This is a genomic window from Bacillus sp. NSP9.1 (genome assembly GCF_000465465.2).
GTDB classification, from domain to species: domain Bacteria; phylum Bacillota; class Bacilli; order Bacillales; family Bacillaceae; genus Bacillus; species Bacillus sonorensis_A.
Genome location: NZ_CP048273.1, coordinates 4,510,204 through 4,526,687, shown reverse-complemented (window position 1 = coordinate 4,526,687; position 16,484 = coordinate 4,510,204). Strand labels below are relative to the sequence as shown.

The 16,484-nt window shown below is 45.4% G+C and carries 13 protein-coding genes and 1 other annotated feature; all 13 genes read left to right on the top strand.

The window, feature by feature from the left end; translation table 11 throughout:
- The first annotated feature begins 55 nt into the window (after window positions 1-55).
- Window positions 56-589 (top strand): transcription termination/antitermination protein NusG, encoded by a 534-nt coding sequence (gene nusG / locus M654_RS23345; RefSeq protein WP_026586078.1) that lies wholly within the window; start codon window positions 56-58, stop codon window positions 587-589.
- Between the two features lie 170 nt (window positions 590-759).
- Entirely contained in the window at window positions 760-1,185 is a 426-nt protein-coding gene (rplK, locus tag M654_RS23340) for a 50S ribosomal protein L11 (protein WP_003178300.1), read from the top strand.
- 102 nt (window positions 1,186-1,287) lie between these two features.
- Window positions 1,288-1,986, top strand: a complete 699-nt coding sequence (rplA, locus tag M654_RS23335) for a 50S ribosomal protein L1 (protein WP_026586077.1) — start codon at window positions 1,288-1,290, stop codon at window positions 1,984-1,986.
- 48 nt (window positions 1,987-2,034) lie between these two features.
- Window positions 2,035-2,176: a sequence feature (ribosomal protein L10 leader region), on the top strand.
- A 70-nt stretch (window positions 2,177-2,246) separates the two neighbouring features.
- Window positions 2,247-2,747 carry a 50S ribosomal protein L10 gene (rplJ, locus tag M654_RS23330; RefSeq protein ID WP_026586076.1) on the top strand — a complete coding sequence of 167 codons (501 nt, stop codon included), beginning with the start codon at window positions 2,247-2,249 and terminating at the stop codon, window positions 2,745-2,747.
- A 42-nt stretch (window positions 2,748-2,789) separates the two neighbouring features.
- A complete protein-coding gene (gene rplL, locus M654_RS23325; protein ID WP_026586075.1) occupies window positions 2,790-3,161 on the top strand; it encodes a 50S ribosomal protein L7/L12 in 372 nt (123 codons plus the stop codon).
- Between the two features lie 139 nt (window positions 3,162-3,300).
- The gene (locus tag M654_RS23320) at window positions 3,301-3,906 is read left to right on the top strand and encodes a class I SAM-dependent methyltransferase (RefSeq protein ID WP_026586074.1); all 606 of its coding nucleotides are present in this window, start codon (window positions 3,301-3,303) and stop codon (window positions 3,904-3,906) included.
- A gap of 249 nt (window positions 3,907-4,155) precedes the next feature.
- Window positions 4,156-7,737, top strand: coding sequence for a DNA-directed RNA polymerase subunit beta (rpoB, locus tag M654_RS23315; RefSeq protein WP_026586073.1), 3,582 nt, complete (start codon window positions 4,156-4,158; stop codon window positions 7,735-7,737).
- Between the two features lie 59 nt (window positions 7,738-7,796).
- Window positions 7,797-11,396 (top strand): DNA-directed RNA polymerase subunit beta', encoded by a 3,600-nt coding sequence (gene rpoC / locus M654_RS23310; RefSeq protein WP_026586072.1) that lies wholly within the window; start codon window positions 7,797-7,799, stop codon window positions 11,394-11,396.
- 121 nt (window positions 11,397-11,517) lie between these two features.
- Window positions 11,518-11,766 carry a 50S ribosomal protein L7ae-like protein gene (locus tag M654_RS23305; protein ID WP_026586071.1) on the top strand — a complete coding sequence of 83 codons (249 nt, stop codon included), beginning with the start codon at window positions 11,518-11,520 and terminating at the stop codon, window positions 11,764-11,766.
- Window positions 11,767-11,870: 104 nt separating this feature from the next.
- Window positions 11,871-12,287 carry a 30S ribosomal protein S12 gene (gene rpsL / locus M654_RS23300; RefSeq protein WP_006640313.1) on the top strand — a complete coding sequence of 139 codons (417 nt, stop codon included), beginning with the start codon at window positions 11,871-11,873 and terminating at the stop codon, window positions 12,285-12,287.
- Window positions 12,288-12,450: 163 nt separating this feature from the next.
- On the top strand, window positions 12,451-12,921 hold the full coding sequence (gene rpsG, locus M654_RS23295) for a 30S ribosomal protein S7 (RefSeq protein WP_006640314.1): 471 nt from the start codon (window positions 12,451-12,453) through the stop codon (window positions 12,919-12,921).
- Window positions 12,922-12,970: 49 nt separating this feature from the next.
- Entirely contained in the window at window positions 12,971-15,049 is a 2,079-nt protein-coding gene (gene fusA, locus M654_RS23290; protein ID WP_026586070.1) for an elongation factor G, read from the top strand.
- 118 nt (window positions 15,050-15,167) lie between these two features.
- The gene (tuf, locus tag M654_RS23285) at window positions 15,168-16,358 is read left to right on the top strand and encodes an elongation factor Tu (RefSeq protein ID WP_026586069.1); all 1,191 of its coding nucleotides are present in this window, start codon (window positions 15,168-15,170) and stop codon (window positions 16,356-16,358) included.
- The last annotated feature ends 126 nt before the right edge of the window (window positions 16,359-16,484 follow it).

Below are 16,484 nucleotides of genomic sequence, written 5' to 3'. Positions count from 1 at the left end.
GCCAATAAACTTTTAAGGTGTGGGGAGGGAAGGACTAGAAAGGTCCTGAATGAGAATGGAAAAGAAATGGTATGTTGTTCACACGTACTCCGGTTATGAAAACAAGGTAAAGGCGAACTTGGAGAAGCGGGTAGAATCGATGGGAATGCAAGATAAAATCTTCCGCGTCGTTGTGCCTGAAGAAGAAGAGACGGATATTAAAAACGGCAAGAAAAAGGTTGTCAAAAAGAAGGTGTTCCCTGGCTATGTTCTTGTAGAGCTGGTCATGACGGACGATTCCTGGTATGTTGTTCGGAATACGCCGGGGGTGACAGGATTTGTCGGTTCAGCGGGGTCCGGTTCAAAACCGACGGCTTTGCTTCCGGGGGAAGCGGAAAAAATTCTGAAGCGGATGGGACTTGAAGAAAGAAAAACAGAAGTTGACTTTGAACTGAAAGAAACCGTTAAAGTCATCGATGGTCCATTTGCCGATTTCACAGGGACGATTGAAGAAATCGACCATGACAAAAACAAAGTCAAAGTATTTGTCAACATGTTCGGAAGGGAAACCCCTGTTGAGCTCGAATTTACTCAAGTTGACAAATTGTAATGGAAAAGCGCTTGAAATCACTATATAAAAGTGGTAATATACAAAGGTGCGTCTTGGCAAAAACGCCAAGGCAGCTAGCTTGATATTTTCATCATTCATATAAAGAATGAGACCTTGAGTGGGAGGGTTCACCCTATTACCACATCACGGACTTTAAGGAGGTGTGTCTCGTGGCTAAAAAAGTAGTTAAAGTTGTAAAATTGCAAATTCCTGCTGGGAAAGCGAATCCAGCTCCGCCAGTTGGTCCTGCATTAGGTCAAGCCGGTGTTAACATCATGGGATTCTGTAAGGAGTTTAACGCTCGTACATCTGACCAGGCTGGTCTTATCATTCCTGTAGAAATTTCGGTTTACGAAGACCGTTCATTTACATTTATTACAAAAACTCCGCCTGCTGCTGTATTGCTTAAAAAAGCGGCTGGAATTGAGTCAGGTTCTGGTGAGCCTAACCGTAATAAAGTCGCAACCGTTAAACGCGATAAAGTACGTGAAATCGCCGAAACAAAAATGCCTGACCTGAATGCGGCAGATGTTGAAGCGGCTATGCGTATGGTTGAAGGAACTGCCCGCAGTATGGGTATTGTGATCGAAGATTAATCTTTTGTTTCTTTGCTGGGTTGCGAGTTTGGATTAGACAAGTTCGCAACCCTTATTCGTGGGAGGTTATTCCGCTAAAACCACTAAGGAGGAAATTTTAAAATGGCTAAAAAAGGTAAAAAATACGTCGAAGCTGCCAAGCTTGTAGAGCGTACAAAAGCTTACGATGTAAACGAAGCGATCGAGCTTGTGAAAAAAACAAACACAGCTAAATTCGACGCTACTGTTGAAGCAGCGTTTCGTTTAGGTGTTGACCCTCGTAAAAACGACCAGCAAATCCGCGGTGCAGTTGTTCTTCCAAACGGAACAGGTAAAACACAGCGCGTCCTTGTTTTCGCTAAAGGAGAAAAAGCGAAAGAAGCAGAAGCTGCTGGTGCAGATTATGTAGGCGATGCTGATTACATCAACAAAATCCAGCAAGGCTGGTTTGATTTTGATGTCATCGTTGCAACTCCTGACATGATGGGTGAAGTCGGTAAAATCGGACGCGTGCTTGGACCAAAAGGTCTGATGCCAAACCCTAAAACAGGAACGGTTACATTTGAAGTTGAAAAAGCAGTTAAAGAAATCAAAGCGGGTAAAGTTGAATACCGCGTCGATAAAGCAGGAAACATCCATGTTCCAATCGGAAAAGTGTCATTCGAAGAAGGGAAGCTTGTTGAAAACTTCGCGACAATGTATGACACAATTTTGAAAGCAAAACCTGCTGCTGCTAAAGGTGTATACGTGAAAAACGTATCTGTTACATCTACAATGGGACCTGGAATCAAAGTGGACCCTTCAACTTTTAACGTAAAATAATATTGACTCTTATCACGCGCTTTGATATAATTCATAGCGTTGTATAATAAAATATGTCCATTTATACCGTAGACAGTAGGTGCCTTTCAAGGCTTAATTTCCTACCGAGGTGTATATATATCACAGCTTTACGCTACGTATGCTTGTATATACAGCCTCCATGTCGAATGGAGGCTTTTTATATGAAACCAGTCGTTAAAGAACGTGATCACCAAACGGTATAAGTGTTACACAAATGAATTCTTACAGGAGGTGTAACCATGAGCAGCGCAATTGAAACAAAAAAAGTTGTTGTCGAAGAGATTGCTTCTAAACTGAAAGAAAGTAAATCAACGATCATCGTTGACTATCGCGGTCTTAACGTATCTGAAGTAACAGAGCTTCGTAAACAGCTTCGCGAAGCTAACGTTGAGTTCAAAGTTTACAAAAATACAATGACTCGCCGTGCGGTTGAACAAGCTGAACTTAGTGGTTTGAACGATTTCTTAACTGGACCGAATGCGATTGCATTCAGCACTGAAGATGTTGTCGCTCCGGCTAAAGTTCTTAACGAGTTTGCTAAAAAGCACGAAGCTCTTGAAATCAAAGCCGGCGTTATCGAAGGCAATGTTGCTACTGTTGAAGAAGTGAAAGCTCTTGCTGAACTTCCATCACGCGAAGGCTTGCTTTCCATGTTGCTTAGCGTACTTCAAGCTCCAGTTCGCAACCTTGCTCTTGCTGCAAAAGCTGTGGCAGATCAGAAGGAAGAACAAGGCGCTTAATTTAATCGTTTTTCAAATTTAAAACAAATGGAGGAATTACAAATGGCTTTAAATATCGAAGAAATCATTGCTTCCGTTAAAGAAGCAACTGTGCTTGAATTGAACGACTTAGTAAAAGCAATCGAAGAAGAATTTGGCGTAACTGCTGCTGCTCCTGTAGCTGTAGCTGGTGGAGCTGCTGGCGGCGCTGCTGCTGAAGAGAAAACTGAATTTGATCTTGTTCTTGCTGGTGCAGGGGATCAAAAAATCAAAGTTATCAAAGTTGTTCGTGAAATCACTGGTCTTGGCTTGAAAGAAGCTAAAGAACTTGTTGACAACACGCCAAAACCTCTTAAAGAAGGTATTGCGAAAGAAGAAGCTGAAGAGCTTAAAGCTAAACTTGAAGAAGTTGGCGCTTCTGTAGAAGTTAAGTAATCTTCACCTAATCTTTAGGGGAAAGCTCGCTTTTAAAAGCGGGCTTTTTCTTTGCTAATTAATTGTAGTCCCTTCCGCATAAGAAAAGCCATCTTGTCTCAAGATATCTGGAGAGTTCACCAACTGAGGAGGTTCTGTGATGACTGACCATTATTATTCGGAAAAACCTTCAGCAAAAAGCAGCAGAAAAACGTGGACATTTCGTTTGAGAAACCGGACGTTTACTTTTATCAGCGACAGCGGGGTCTTTTCAAAAAAAGAGGTGGACTTTGGTTCAAGGCTGCTGATTGAAGCTTTCCGTGAACCTGATGCAGAAGGTGATTTTTTGGATGTAGGCTGCGGATATGGCCCGATTGGCCTTTCGCTTGCTGCGGATTTCGAAGATCGGACGGTTCACATGATTGATGTCAATGAAAGAGCTGTCGAACTATCGAAGGAAAACGCGTTAAACAATCAGATCAACAATGTTGAAGTATATCAAAGCGATCTGTTTTCCAACGTCGAACCTGCAAAAAAATTCGCTTCCATTATCACAAATCCCCCTATACGTGCCGGGAAAAAAACAGTACACGCCATCTTTGAAAACAGCGCTGAACATTTGCGGCCTTCAGGCGACTTGTGGGTCGTCATTCAGAAAAAACAAGGCGGTCCTTCTGCCATTGATAAATTAAAAGAACTTTTTGCGGACGTTGAAGTCGTTCAAAAAAAGAAAGGGTACTATATCATCAGAGCAAAAAAAGTTTGACTCGAATTTTCAGCTATGTTAACATTATAAAATGCCAATGTATATATTTTGCTGCCGTTTTTAAGAAACGCCTCAGCCTGTATAAAATATACATTTTTGGGAACACTAATAAAATCGGTATTTTGTTTTTGGATGTGGTTTTCTAAATTAGAAACCCTTTTTTCTTTTGTCTTGTAAAAGTATTTCTTACATATTTGCGGAGAAATGCTTGTTACACATATATTACGCATGATTTGAGGGGTGAATCAGTTGACAGGTCAACTAGTTCAGTATGGACGACACCGCCAGCGCAGAAGCTATGCACGCATTAGCGAAGTGTTAGAATTACCAAATCTCATTGAAATTCAAACCTCTTCTTATCAGTGGTTTCTTGATGAGGGTCTTAGAGAGATGTTTCAAGACATATCGCCAATTGAGGATTTCACTGGTAACCTCTCTCTGGAATTTATCGACTACAGCTTGGGTGAGCCTAAGTATCCGGTAGAAGAATCAAAAGAACGAGACGTGACTTACTCAGCGCCGCTGCGGGTCAAAGTTCGCTTAATCAACAAAGAGACCGGCGAGGTCAAGGATCAGGACGTCTTTATGGGCGACTTCCCTATTATGACTGATACTGGAACCTTCATTATCAACGGTGCGGAGCGCGTTATCGTATCCCAGCTCGTTCGTTCTCCAAGTGTATATTACAGTGGTAAAGTTGACAAAAACGGTAAGAAAGGTTTTACTGCGACTGTCATTCCAAACCGTGGCGCATGGTTAGAATACGAGACTGATGCGAAAGATGTTGTTTATGTCCGCATTGATCGCACACGTAAGTTGCCGGTTACGGTTCTTTTGCGTGCTCTCGGCTTCGGATCTGATCAGGAGATTATCGATCTGATCGGTGAAAACGAGTATTTGCGCAATACGCTTGATAAAGATAATACCGAAAACACCGACAAAGCGCTTCTTGAAATCTATGAGCGTCTCCGTCCGGGAGAGCCGCCTACGGTAGAAAACGCAAAAAGCTTGCTTGATTCAAGATTCTTCGATCCAAAAAGATATGATCTTGCGAGTGTAGGACGCTACAAAATTAATAAAAAGCTTCATATCAAAAACCGCCTTTTCAATCAGCGGCTTGCTGAAACGCTTGTGGATCCTGAAACAGGTGAAATCATTGCTGAAAAAGGTGCGATTTTGGACAGAAGAACACTTGATAAAGTGCTGCCGTATCTAGAAGAAGGAATCGGTTTTAAAAAGCTTTATCCAAATGGCGGAGTAGTCGAAGATGAAGTGACGCTTCAATCGATCAAAATCTACGCCCCTACCGATCAAGAAGGCGAGCAGACAATCAATGTGATTGGAAATGCTTTTATCGAAGAAGGCGTCAAAAATATCACTCCTTCCGATATCATTTCTTCGATCAGTTATTTCTTTAACCTGCTTCACGGAGTAGGCGATACCGATGATATTGACCATCTGGGCAACCGCCGTCTTCGTTCAGTAGGCGAGCTTCTGCAAAACCAGTTCCGCATCGGTTTGAGCAGAATGGAGCGTGTTGTTCGTGAAAGAATGTCTATTCAAGATACAAACACGATCACACCGCAGCAGTTGATTAATATTCGCCCGGTTATCGCTTCAATTAAAGAATTTTTCGGAAGCTCACAGCTTTCTCAATTCATGGACCAGACGAATCCTCTCGCTGAGCTGACGCATAAGCGTCGTCTATCAGCGCTTGGACCTGGCGGTTTGACCCGTGAGCGTGCCGGAATGGAAGTGCGTGACGTTCACTACTCCCACTACGGCCGGATGTGTCCGATTGAAACGCCTGAGGGTCCGAACATCGGCTTGATCAACTCGCTTTCTTCATTTGCGAAAGTGAACCGTTTCGGATTTATCGAAACACCGTACCGCCGTGTTGATCCTGAGACAGGAAAAGTAACGCCGAGGATCGACTACTTAACGGCTGATGAAGAAGATAACTATGTTGTTGCACAGGCAAACGCACGCCTTAATGACGACGGATCATTTGTAGACGACAGCATCGTCGCCCGCTTCAGAGGTGAGAACACTGTTGTTTCCAAAGACCGCGTCGATTACATGGACGTTTCTCCTAAGCAGGTTGTTTCTGCTGCAACCGCATGTATTCCTTTCTTGGAAAACGATGACTCAAACCGCGCCCTGATGGGAGCGAACATGCAGCGTCAGGCTGTGCCGCTTATGCAGCCTGAATCACCAGTTGTCGGAACAGGAATGGAATACGTGTCTGCAAAAGACTCCGGTGCAGCTGTGATTTGCCGCCATCCGGGAATCGTTGAACGGGTGGAAGCGAAAAACGTATGGGTGCGCCGCTATGAAGAAATCGACGGCCAAAAAGTTAAAGGAAACCTTGATAAATACAGCTTGCTGAAGTTTGTCCGTTCCAACCAGGGAACATGCTACAACCAGCGTCCGATCGTAAGCGTCGGAGACGAAGTTGAAAAAGGTGAAATTTTAGCTGACGGTCCATCCATGGAAAAAGGTGAACTTGCCCTTGGACGCAACGTCATGGTCGGCTTTATGACATGGGATGGCTACAACTATGAGGACGCCATCATCATGAGCGAACGCCTTGTAAAAGACGACGTTTATACGTCTATCCATATTGAAGAATACGAATCAGAAGCCCGGGATACAAAACTCGGACCTGAAGAAATCACCCGCGATATTCCGAACGTCGGTGAGGATGCTCTCCGCAATCTCGATGAACGCGGAATCATCCGTGTCGGTGCCGAAGTGAAAGACGGGGACCTTCTTGTTGGTAAAGTCACGCCTAAAGGTGTGACAGAGCTTACAGCAGAAGAGCGCCTGCTACACGCCATCTTTGGAGAAAAAGCGCGCGAAGTCCGCGATACGTCACTCCGTGTTCCGCACGGCGGCGGCGGAATCATCCTTGATGTTAAAGTCTTCAACCGCGAAGACGGGGATGAACTGCCTCCTGGCGTCAACCAGCTTGTCCGCGTGTACATCGTTCAGAAGCGTAAGATTTCTGAAGGGGACAAAATGGCCGGACGTCACGGTAACAAAGGTGTTATTTCGAAAATTCTTCCGGAAGAAGATATGCCGTATCTTCCTGACGGTACACCGATCGATATCATGTTAAACCCGCTCGGTGTTCCATCGCGTATGAACATCGGGCAGGTATTGGAGCTTCACCTCGGTATGGCTGCACGCCGACTCGGCCTGCATGTTGCATCACCGGTATTCGACGGCGCCCGCGAGGAAGACGTGTGGGAAACGCTTGAAGAAGCCGGCATGTCACGAGATGCGAAAACCGTCCTTTACGACGGCCGCACCGGTGAGCCATTTGATAACAGGGTTTCCGTGGGAATCATGTATATGATCAAACTTGCCCACATGGTTGACGACAAATTGCATGCCCGTTCAACCGGTCCTTATTCACTCGTTACCCAGCAGCCTCTCGGAGGTAAAGCACAGTTCGGCGGACAGCGTTTCGGTGAGATGGAAGTATGGGCGCTCGAAGCTTACGGCGCGGCATACACGCTGCAAGAAATTCTCACTGTCAAATCCGACGATGTCGTGGGCCGTGTGAAAACTTATGAAGCCATCGTAAAAGGAGACAACGTTCCAGAACCTGGCGTTCCAGAGTCGTTCAAAGTATTGATCAAAGAGCTTCAAAGCTTGGGTATGGACGTTAAAATTCTTTCAAGCGATGAAGAAGAAATTGAAATGAGAGACTTGGAAGACGATGAAGATGCAAAACAAAACGAAGGTCTTTCATTATCAAACGATGATGAAGGCGAAGATTTTGTTTCTGCTGATGCTGAACGAGACGTCGTCACAAAAGAATAACTGAATTTTTTACGCAAGTGACAGGGTATAACCCGAAGATAAAAAGGGAGGTAGGCCCCTTGCTGGATGTGAACAATTTTGAGTATATGAACATCGGTCTCGCTTCACCTGATAAAATCCGTTCATGGTCTTACGGAGAAGTGAAAAAGCCTGAAACAATCAACTATCGTACTTTGAAACCTGAAAAAGATGGTCTATTCTGCGAGCGCATTTTCGGTCCTCAAAAGGACTGGGAATGCCATTGCGGGAAGTACAAGCGGGTTCGTTATAAAGGCGTAGTCTGCGACCGTTGTGGAGTAGAAGTAACCCGGGCTAAAGTCCGTCGTGAGAGAATGGGGCATATCGAGCTGGCAGCCCCGGTTTCTCACATCTGGTATTTCAAAGGAATCCCAAGCCGTATGGGTCTTGTGCTGGATATGTCTCCGCGCGCATTGGAAGAAGTCATTTACTTTGCTTCTTATGTCGTAACAGATCCGGCCAATACGCCGCTTGAGAAAAAGCAGCTTCTTTCTGAAAAAGAATACCGTGCGTACCTTGATAAATACGGCAATAAATTTCAAGCTTCCATGGGGGCTGAAGCGATTCATAAGCTCCTTCAAGATATCGATCTTGACAAGGAAGTGGATATGCTCAAAGAAGAGCTCAAAACGTCTCAAGGACAGCGCCGTACGCGTGCGATCAAGCGCCTTGAAGTGTTGGAAGCGTTCCGTAACTCCGGAAACAAACCGTCTTGGATGATCCTTGACGTTCTTCCGGTCATTCCACCTGAGCTGAGACCTATGGTGCAGCTTGATGGCGGACGTTTTGCGACTTCTGACCTTAACGACCTTTACCGCCGCGTCATCAACCGTAACAATCGTTTAAAACGTCTACTGGATCTTGGAGCACCGAGCATTATCGTTCAAAACGAAAAGCGTATGCTTCAGGAAGCCGTTGACGCGCTGATCGATAACGGACGCAGAGGACGTCCGGTTACGGGACCTGGAAACAGACCGCTCAAATCCCTTTCTCACATGCTGAAAGGTAAACAGGGCCGTTTCCGTCAAAACCTTCTCGGTAAGCGTGTTGACTATTCAGGCCGTTCGGTTATCGTCGTAGGTCCGAACCTGAAAATGTACCAATGCGGCCTTCCGAAAGAGATGGCTTTGGAGCTGTTCAAGCCATTCGTCATGAAAGAGCTTGTCGAAAAAGGTCTTGCCCACAATATTAAGAGTGCGAAGCGTAAAATTGAGCGCGTTCAGCCTGAAGTATGGGATGTTCTTGAATCAGTCATCAAGGAACACCCGGTTCTGCTCAACCGTGCACCTACGCTTCACAGGCTGGGGATCCAAGCGTTTGAACCAACGCTTGTTGAAGGCCGCGCCATCCGTCTTCACCCGCTTGTATGTACGGCATACAACGCTGACTTTGACGGTGACCAAATGGCCGTTCACGTTCCATTATCAGCCGAAGCGCAAGCTGAAGCGCGTATTCTGATGCTTGCTGCGCAAAACATCTTGAACCCTAAAGACGGAAAACCGGTTGTTACACCGTCTCAGGATATGGTTCTTGGAAACTACTACCTGACGCTTGAACGCCCTGGTGCTGTCGGCGAAGGTATGGTTTTCAAAGATACAGATGAAGCGCTGCTTGCTTATCAAAACGGATATGTTCATTTGCATACGAGAGTGGCCGTTGCGGTTAACTCCCTGAAAAATGAAACATTCACAGAAGAACAGCGTTCAAAACTGCTGATTACAACAGTCGGAAAGCTGATCTTCAATGAAATTCTTCCGGCTTCGTTCCCATACATGAACGAACCGACGAAGAGCAATATTGAAGAAAAAACGCCTGACCGTTTCTTCCTGGACTACGGAGCCGATGTGAAAGAGGCGATTCAAAAGCAAGAAATCAATCCGCCGTTCAAAAAAGGCATCCTAGGTAAAATCATTGCGGAGATCTTCAAAAGATTCCACATTACAGAAACGTCAAAAATGCTTGATCGCATGAAGAATCTCGGCTTTAAATATTCAACAAAAGCCGGTATCACGGTCGGTGTTTCCGATATCGTCGTCTTGGATGACAAACAGGAAATTCTTGAGGAAGCACAAGGAAAAGTCGATAACGTTCTGAAGCAGTTCAGACGCGGTCTGATTACAGAAGAAGAGCGTTATGAACGCGTCATTTCCATCTGGAGTGCGGCTAAGGATACGATCCAAGGCAAGCTGATGAAATCCTTGGATGAAATCAACCCGATCTATATGATGAGTGATTCCGGAGCCCGGGGTAACGCATCAAACTTTACGCAGCTTGCGGGTATGCGGGGTCTGATGGCCAACCCGGCCGGACGGATTATCGAGCTTCCGATCAAGTCAAGTTTCCGCGAAGGTTTAACGGTTCTGGAGTACTTTATCTCCACACACGGTGCGCGTAAAGGTCTTGCCGATACAGCGCTGAAGACAGCCGACTCAGGCTACTTGACAAGACGTCTTGTAGACGTTGCCCAAGATGTCATCATTCGTGAGACAGATTGCGGCACTGACCGCGGTATTCTTGCAAAAGCCATCACAGAAGGCACAGAAGTGATCGAGCGTCTTGAAGAACGTCTCATTGGCCGCTTTGCAAGAAAGCCTGTTAAACATCCGGAAACCGGCGAAGTGATCGTGAACGAAAACGAGCTGATCGACGAGGACAAAGCGCTTGAAATCGTCGAAGCCGGCATCGAAGAAGTATGGATTCGTTCCGCCTTTACATGTAATACGTCACACGGGGTATGTAAACGATGCTATGGCCGCAACCTGGCGACAGGAACCGATGTTGAAGTCGGTGAAGCAGTCGGAATCATCGCTGCCCAATCCATCGGTGAGCCTGGTACACAGCTAACAATGCGTACCTTCCATACGGGCGGTGTTGCCGGAGACGATATTACACAAGGTTTGCCGCGTATTCAGGAATTATTTGAAGCGCGTAACCCTAAAGGTCAGGCGACGATCTCTGAAATTGACGGTGTCGTAGCTGAAATCAATGAAGTTCGCGATAAACAGCAGGAAATCGTCGTTCAGGGTGAAGTTGAAAGCCGTTCTTATACGGCGCCGTACAACGCCCGTCTGAAAGTAACTGAAGGAGAGAAAATCTCCCGCGGTCAGGTTCTGACGGAAGGTTCGGTCGATCCGAAAGAGCTTCTGAAAGTAACCGACATTACGACGGTTCAGGAATATCTGCTTCACGAAGTGCAGAAGGTTTACCGTATGCAGGGGGTTGAAATCGGAGATAAGCACGTTGAAGTTATGGTCCGCCAGATGCTTCGCAAAGTGCGTGTGATCGATGCCGGTGATACAGATGTACTGCCTGGCACACTTCTCGATATTCACCAGTTTACACAAGCGAACAAAAAGGTGCTGCTTGAAGGAAAACGACCTGCAACAGGCCGTCCGGTGCTGCTCGGTATCACAAAAGCGTCTCTTGAAACGGATTCCTTCTTGTCTGCCGCGTCATTCCAGGAAACAACACGCGTCCTGACAGATGCAGCAATCAAAGGAAAACGGGATGAACTTCTCGGCCTGAAAGAGAATGTCATCATCGGTAAGCTTGTCCCGGCGGGAACAGGTATGCTCAACTACCGTAAAGTGAAGCCGGTATTGCAAGTTCAATCTTCCGATGAAATGGTTCCGGCAGAATAGATTTAAAATATCCTAAAGAAGGATGTCACTAAAAATTGTCATACTATGTTGACATCCTTCTTTCAGGATGATAATATAACCAAGGTGCTCAATTTAAACCTGTTACTTTGGAGGATGTCTTATGTCTTATGATAAAGTATCACAGGCTCAATCAATCATCATCGGTACGAAGCAGACAGTTAAAGCACTCAAACGAAATTCTGTAAAGGAAGTTGTCGTTGCGAAAGACGCAGATCCCCATCTGACAGCAGGTGTTATTCACCTGGCGAATGAACAGGGTGTTCCCGTCTCATTGGCTGAGTCCATGAAAAAGCTCGGCAAAGCTTGCGGAATTGAAGTCGGTGCGGCAGCTGTTGCCATTATTCAATAACGTACTCGTTGTTTTTGCTTTTATGCAAAGGCATTGTTTTTTGCTTTTAAATGAACCACCTGGGTATGTGGGTTATAAAACATGATGAAGGGAGGAAATACAACATGCCTACAATTAATCAGTTAGTACGCAAGGGACGTGTGAACAAAGTTGAAACTTCCAAGTCTCCTGCACTTAACAAAGGATACAACAGCTTTAAGAAAGAGCACACTAACGTGTCTTCACCACAAAAACGCGGGGTATGTACTCGTGTTGGTACAATGACACCGAAGAAGCCGAACTCAGCGCTTCGTAAATATGCCCGTGTTCGTTTGACAAACGGAATCGAGGTTACTGCCTACATTCCTGGTATCGGACACAACCTGCAAGAGCACAGTGTCGTATTAATCCGCGGCGGACGTGTTAAAGACTTACCGGGGGTACGCTACCACATCGTGCGTGGCGCACTTGATACTGCCGGAGTTGAAAACCGTGCACAAGGCCGTTCTAAATACGGTACAAAACGTCCTAAGAAAAAATAATGCAGTTTAAATACAAATAAAAGGGTTTTTAAAAGCAAGGAGTTCTGGCAATGCTGTTAAGGGCATTGTGCTCCCGCCCGAAAAGCGGATGCCGCCTCTACGGGCATAGCCGCGAAATTCCTCGCTTATTCAAACCCGTAACAAGAGAAGGGAGGATAATCAGATGCCACGTAAAGGTCCTGTAGCAAAAAGAGACGTTTTACCTGATCCGATTTACAATTCTAAGCTGGTTACTCGTTTGATCAACAAAATGATGATCGACGGTAAAAAAGGTAAAGCTCAAACAATCCTATACAAGTCATTCGATATCATTAAAGAACGTACCGGCAACGATGCAATGGAGGTTTTCGAACAAGCATTGAAAAACATCATGCCTGTACTTGAAGTAAAAGCACGCCGTGTAGGTGGTGCGAACTACCAAGTGCCTGTAGAGGTTCGTCCTGAACGTCGTACGACTCTTGGACTTCGCTGGTTGGTAAACTACGCTCGTCTTCGCGGAGAAAAAACGATGGAAGAGCGTTTAGCCAACGAAATTTTAGATGCAGCCAACAACACTGGTGCTGCTGTTAAGAAACGTGAAGATACTCATAAGATGGCTGAAGCGAACAAAGCGTTTGCTCACTATCGCTGGTAATCTTTAACGACAAAATATTATTCCCTAAGAAGGAAGGAGAAAAGACCCAATGGCAAGAGAGTTCTCCTTAGAAAAAACTCGTAATATCGGGATCATGGCTCACATCGATGCCGGTAAGACGACAACAACTGAACGTATCTTGTTCTATACAGGCCGTATTCATAAAATTGGTGAAACTCATGAAGGGGCTTCCCAAATGGACTGGATGGAGCAGGAACAAGAACGCGGTATCACGATTACATCTGCTGCGACAACCGCACAATGGAAAGGCCACCGCGTTAACATCATCGATACACCAGGACACGTAGACTTCACTGTAGAGGTTGAACGTTCCCTGCGCGTACTTGATGGTGCCGTTGCCGTTCTTGACGCTCAATCAGGCGTTGAGCCGCAAACTGAAACAGTTTGGCGTCAGGCAACAACTTACGGAGTACCTCGTATCGTATTTGTCAACAAAATGGACAAAACCGGTGCGGATTTCCTTTACTCTGTAGGAACTCTTAGAGACCGTCTTGAGGCGAATGCTCACGCGATCCAATTACCGATTGGCGCCGAAGACAACTTTGAAGGGATCATCGATCTTGTAGAAAACGTTGCGTATTACTACGAAGATGATCTTGGAACACGCTCTGAAGCGCGTGAAATCCCTGCTGAGTACAAAGATAAAGCTGAAGAGCTTCGCGCCAGCTTAATTGAAGCTGTTGCCGAGCTTGATGAAGAGCTTATGATGAAGTACTTGGAAGGCGAAGAAATCACAATTGACGAGCTGAAAGCAGCAATCCGTAAAGGAACTTGTAACGTTGAGTTCTACCCGGTTCTTTGTGGTTCAGCTTTCAAAAACAAAGGTGTTCAATTAGTGCTTGATGCAGTTCTTGACTACCTTCCAGCTCCAACTGATGTTGAAGCGATCAAAGGTATTGTGCCTGATACTGACGAAGAGGTTACTCGTGAGTCTTCTGACGATGCACCTTTCTCAGCGTTGGCATTTAAAGTTATGACCGACCCTTATGTCGGTAAACTGACATTCTTCCGTGTGTACTCAGGAACGCTTGATTCCGGTTCATACGTAAGAAACTCAACAAAAGGCAAACGTGAGCGTGTCGGACGTATCCTGCAAATGCACGCCAACAGCCGTGAAGAAATTTCTACTGTATACGCAGGAGATATCGCAGCAGCTGTAGGTCTGAAAGATACGACGACTGGTGACACGCTTTGCGACGAGAAAAGCCTGGTTATCCTGGAATCAATGGAATTCCCTGAGCCGGTTATCCACGTTGCAATCGAGCCTAAGTCAAAAGCCGACCAAGACAAAATGTCTACAGCGCTGTCTAAACTGGCTGAAGAAGATCCAACTTTCCGCGCGCATACCGATGCGGAAACTGGTCAAACGATCATCGGCGGTATGGGTGAGCTTCACCTTGATATCATCGTTGACCGTATGAAACGCGAATTTAAAGTTGAAGCCAACGTAGGTGCTCCTCAAGTTGCGTATCGTGAAACATTCCGTGCGAGCGCGCAAGTTGAAGGTAAATTCGTACGTCAATCTGGTGGACGCGGACAATTCGGACACGTTTGGATCGAATTCTCTCCAAACGAAGAAGGAAAAGGCTTTGAATTCGAAAACGCAATCGTCGGTGGTGTCGTTCCACGTGAATACATTCCGGCTGTTCAAGCGGGACTTGAAGATGCGCTGCAAAACGGTGTAATCGCAGGCTACCCGGTTATCGACATCAAAGCTAAATTGTATGATGGTTCTTACCATGATGTTGACTCAAACGAAATGGCGTTTAAAATCGCCGCTTCTATGGCGCTTAAAAACGCTGCAAGCAAATGTAGCCCGGTTCTTCTTGAGCCGATTGCGAAAGTTGAAGTCGTTATCCCTGAAGAATACATGGGAGACATCATGGGTGACATCACATCACGCCGTGGACGCGTAGAAGGTATGGAAGGCCGCGGAAACGCTCAAGTTGTTCGCGCAATGGTTCCGCTTTCTGAAATGTTTGGATACGCAACTGCGCTTCGTTCAAACACGCAAGGCCGCGGTACGTTCACAATGCACTTTGATCACTATGAAGAAGTGCCTAAGAGCATCAGTGATGAGATCATCAAAAAAAATAAAGGCGAATAATTGATTTTGCCGCTTCATTAAAGTATAACTACTATTGTAAGATGAGAAAGTGAAACACAGCTTTCACTTTCTATCACTCTATATCAATAAAATAACCTTTTTAAGGAGGATTTTCAGAATGGCTAAAGAAAAATTCGACCGTTCCAAATCACATGCCAACATTGGTACAATTGGACACGTTGACCATGGTAAAACTACATTAACAGCTGCTATCACTACAGTACTTCATAAGAAATCTGGTAAAGGTACTGCTATGGCATACGACCAAATCGACGGTGCTCCAGAAGAGCGCGAGCGTGGAATCACAATCTCTACTGCACACGTTGAGTATGAAACTGATACTCGTCACTATGCACACGTTGACTGCCCAGGACACGCTGACTATGTTAAAAACATGATCACAGGTGCTGCGCAAATGGACGGAGCGATCCTTGTTGTATCTGCTGCTGACGGCCCAATGCCGCAAACTCGTGAGCACATCCTTCTTTCTCGTAACGTTGGCGTGCCTTACATCGTAGTATTCTTGAACAAATGCGACATGGTAGACGATGAAGAGCTTCTTGAACTAGTTGAAATGGAAGTTCGTGACCTTCTTTCTGAGTACGAATTCCCTGGTGATGATGTACCAGTTATCAAAGGTTCTGCTCTTAAAGCTCTTGAAGGTGATGCTGATTACGAAGCTAAAATCTTCGAACTGATGGATGCGGTTGACGAGTACATCCCAACTCCAGAGCGCGATACTGACAAACCATTCATGATGCCTGTTGAGGACGTATTCTCAATCACTGGTCGTGGAACAGTTGCTACTGGACGCGTAGAGCGCGGTCAAGTTAAAGTCGGTGACGAAGTTGAAATCATCGGTCTTCAAGAAGAAAACAAGAAAACAACTGTTACAGGTGTTGAAATGTTCCGTAAGCTTCTTGACTATGCTGAAGCTGGAGACAACATCGGTGCACTTCTTCGCGGTGTATCTCGTGAAGAAATCCAACGTGGTCAAGTACTTGCTCAACCAGGTACTATCACTCCGCACAAAAAATTTAAAGCTGAAGTTTACGTTCTTTCTAAAGAAGAGGGTGGACGTCACACTCCATTCTTCTCTAACTACCGTCCTCAGTTCTACTTCCGTACAACTGACGTAACGGGTATCATTCAGCTTCCAGAAGGCGTAGAAATGGTTATGCCTGGAGACAACATCGAAATGACTGTTGAATTGATTTCAACAATCGCGATCGAAGACGGAACTCGCTTCTCTATCCGTGAAGGTGGACGTACAGTAGGTTCTGGTGTTGTAACTTCTATCACCGAATAATACTTAAAAATAAAAAACGGGATCCGGATGGATCTCGTTTTTTTATTTATCGCATGTTTGGTAGAGGGATTTATTTTCCGGCTTCATATCCTTGATTAACACAGTCTGAATCTGTATAATAAAAAA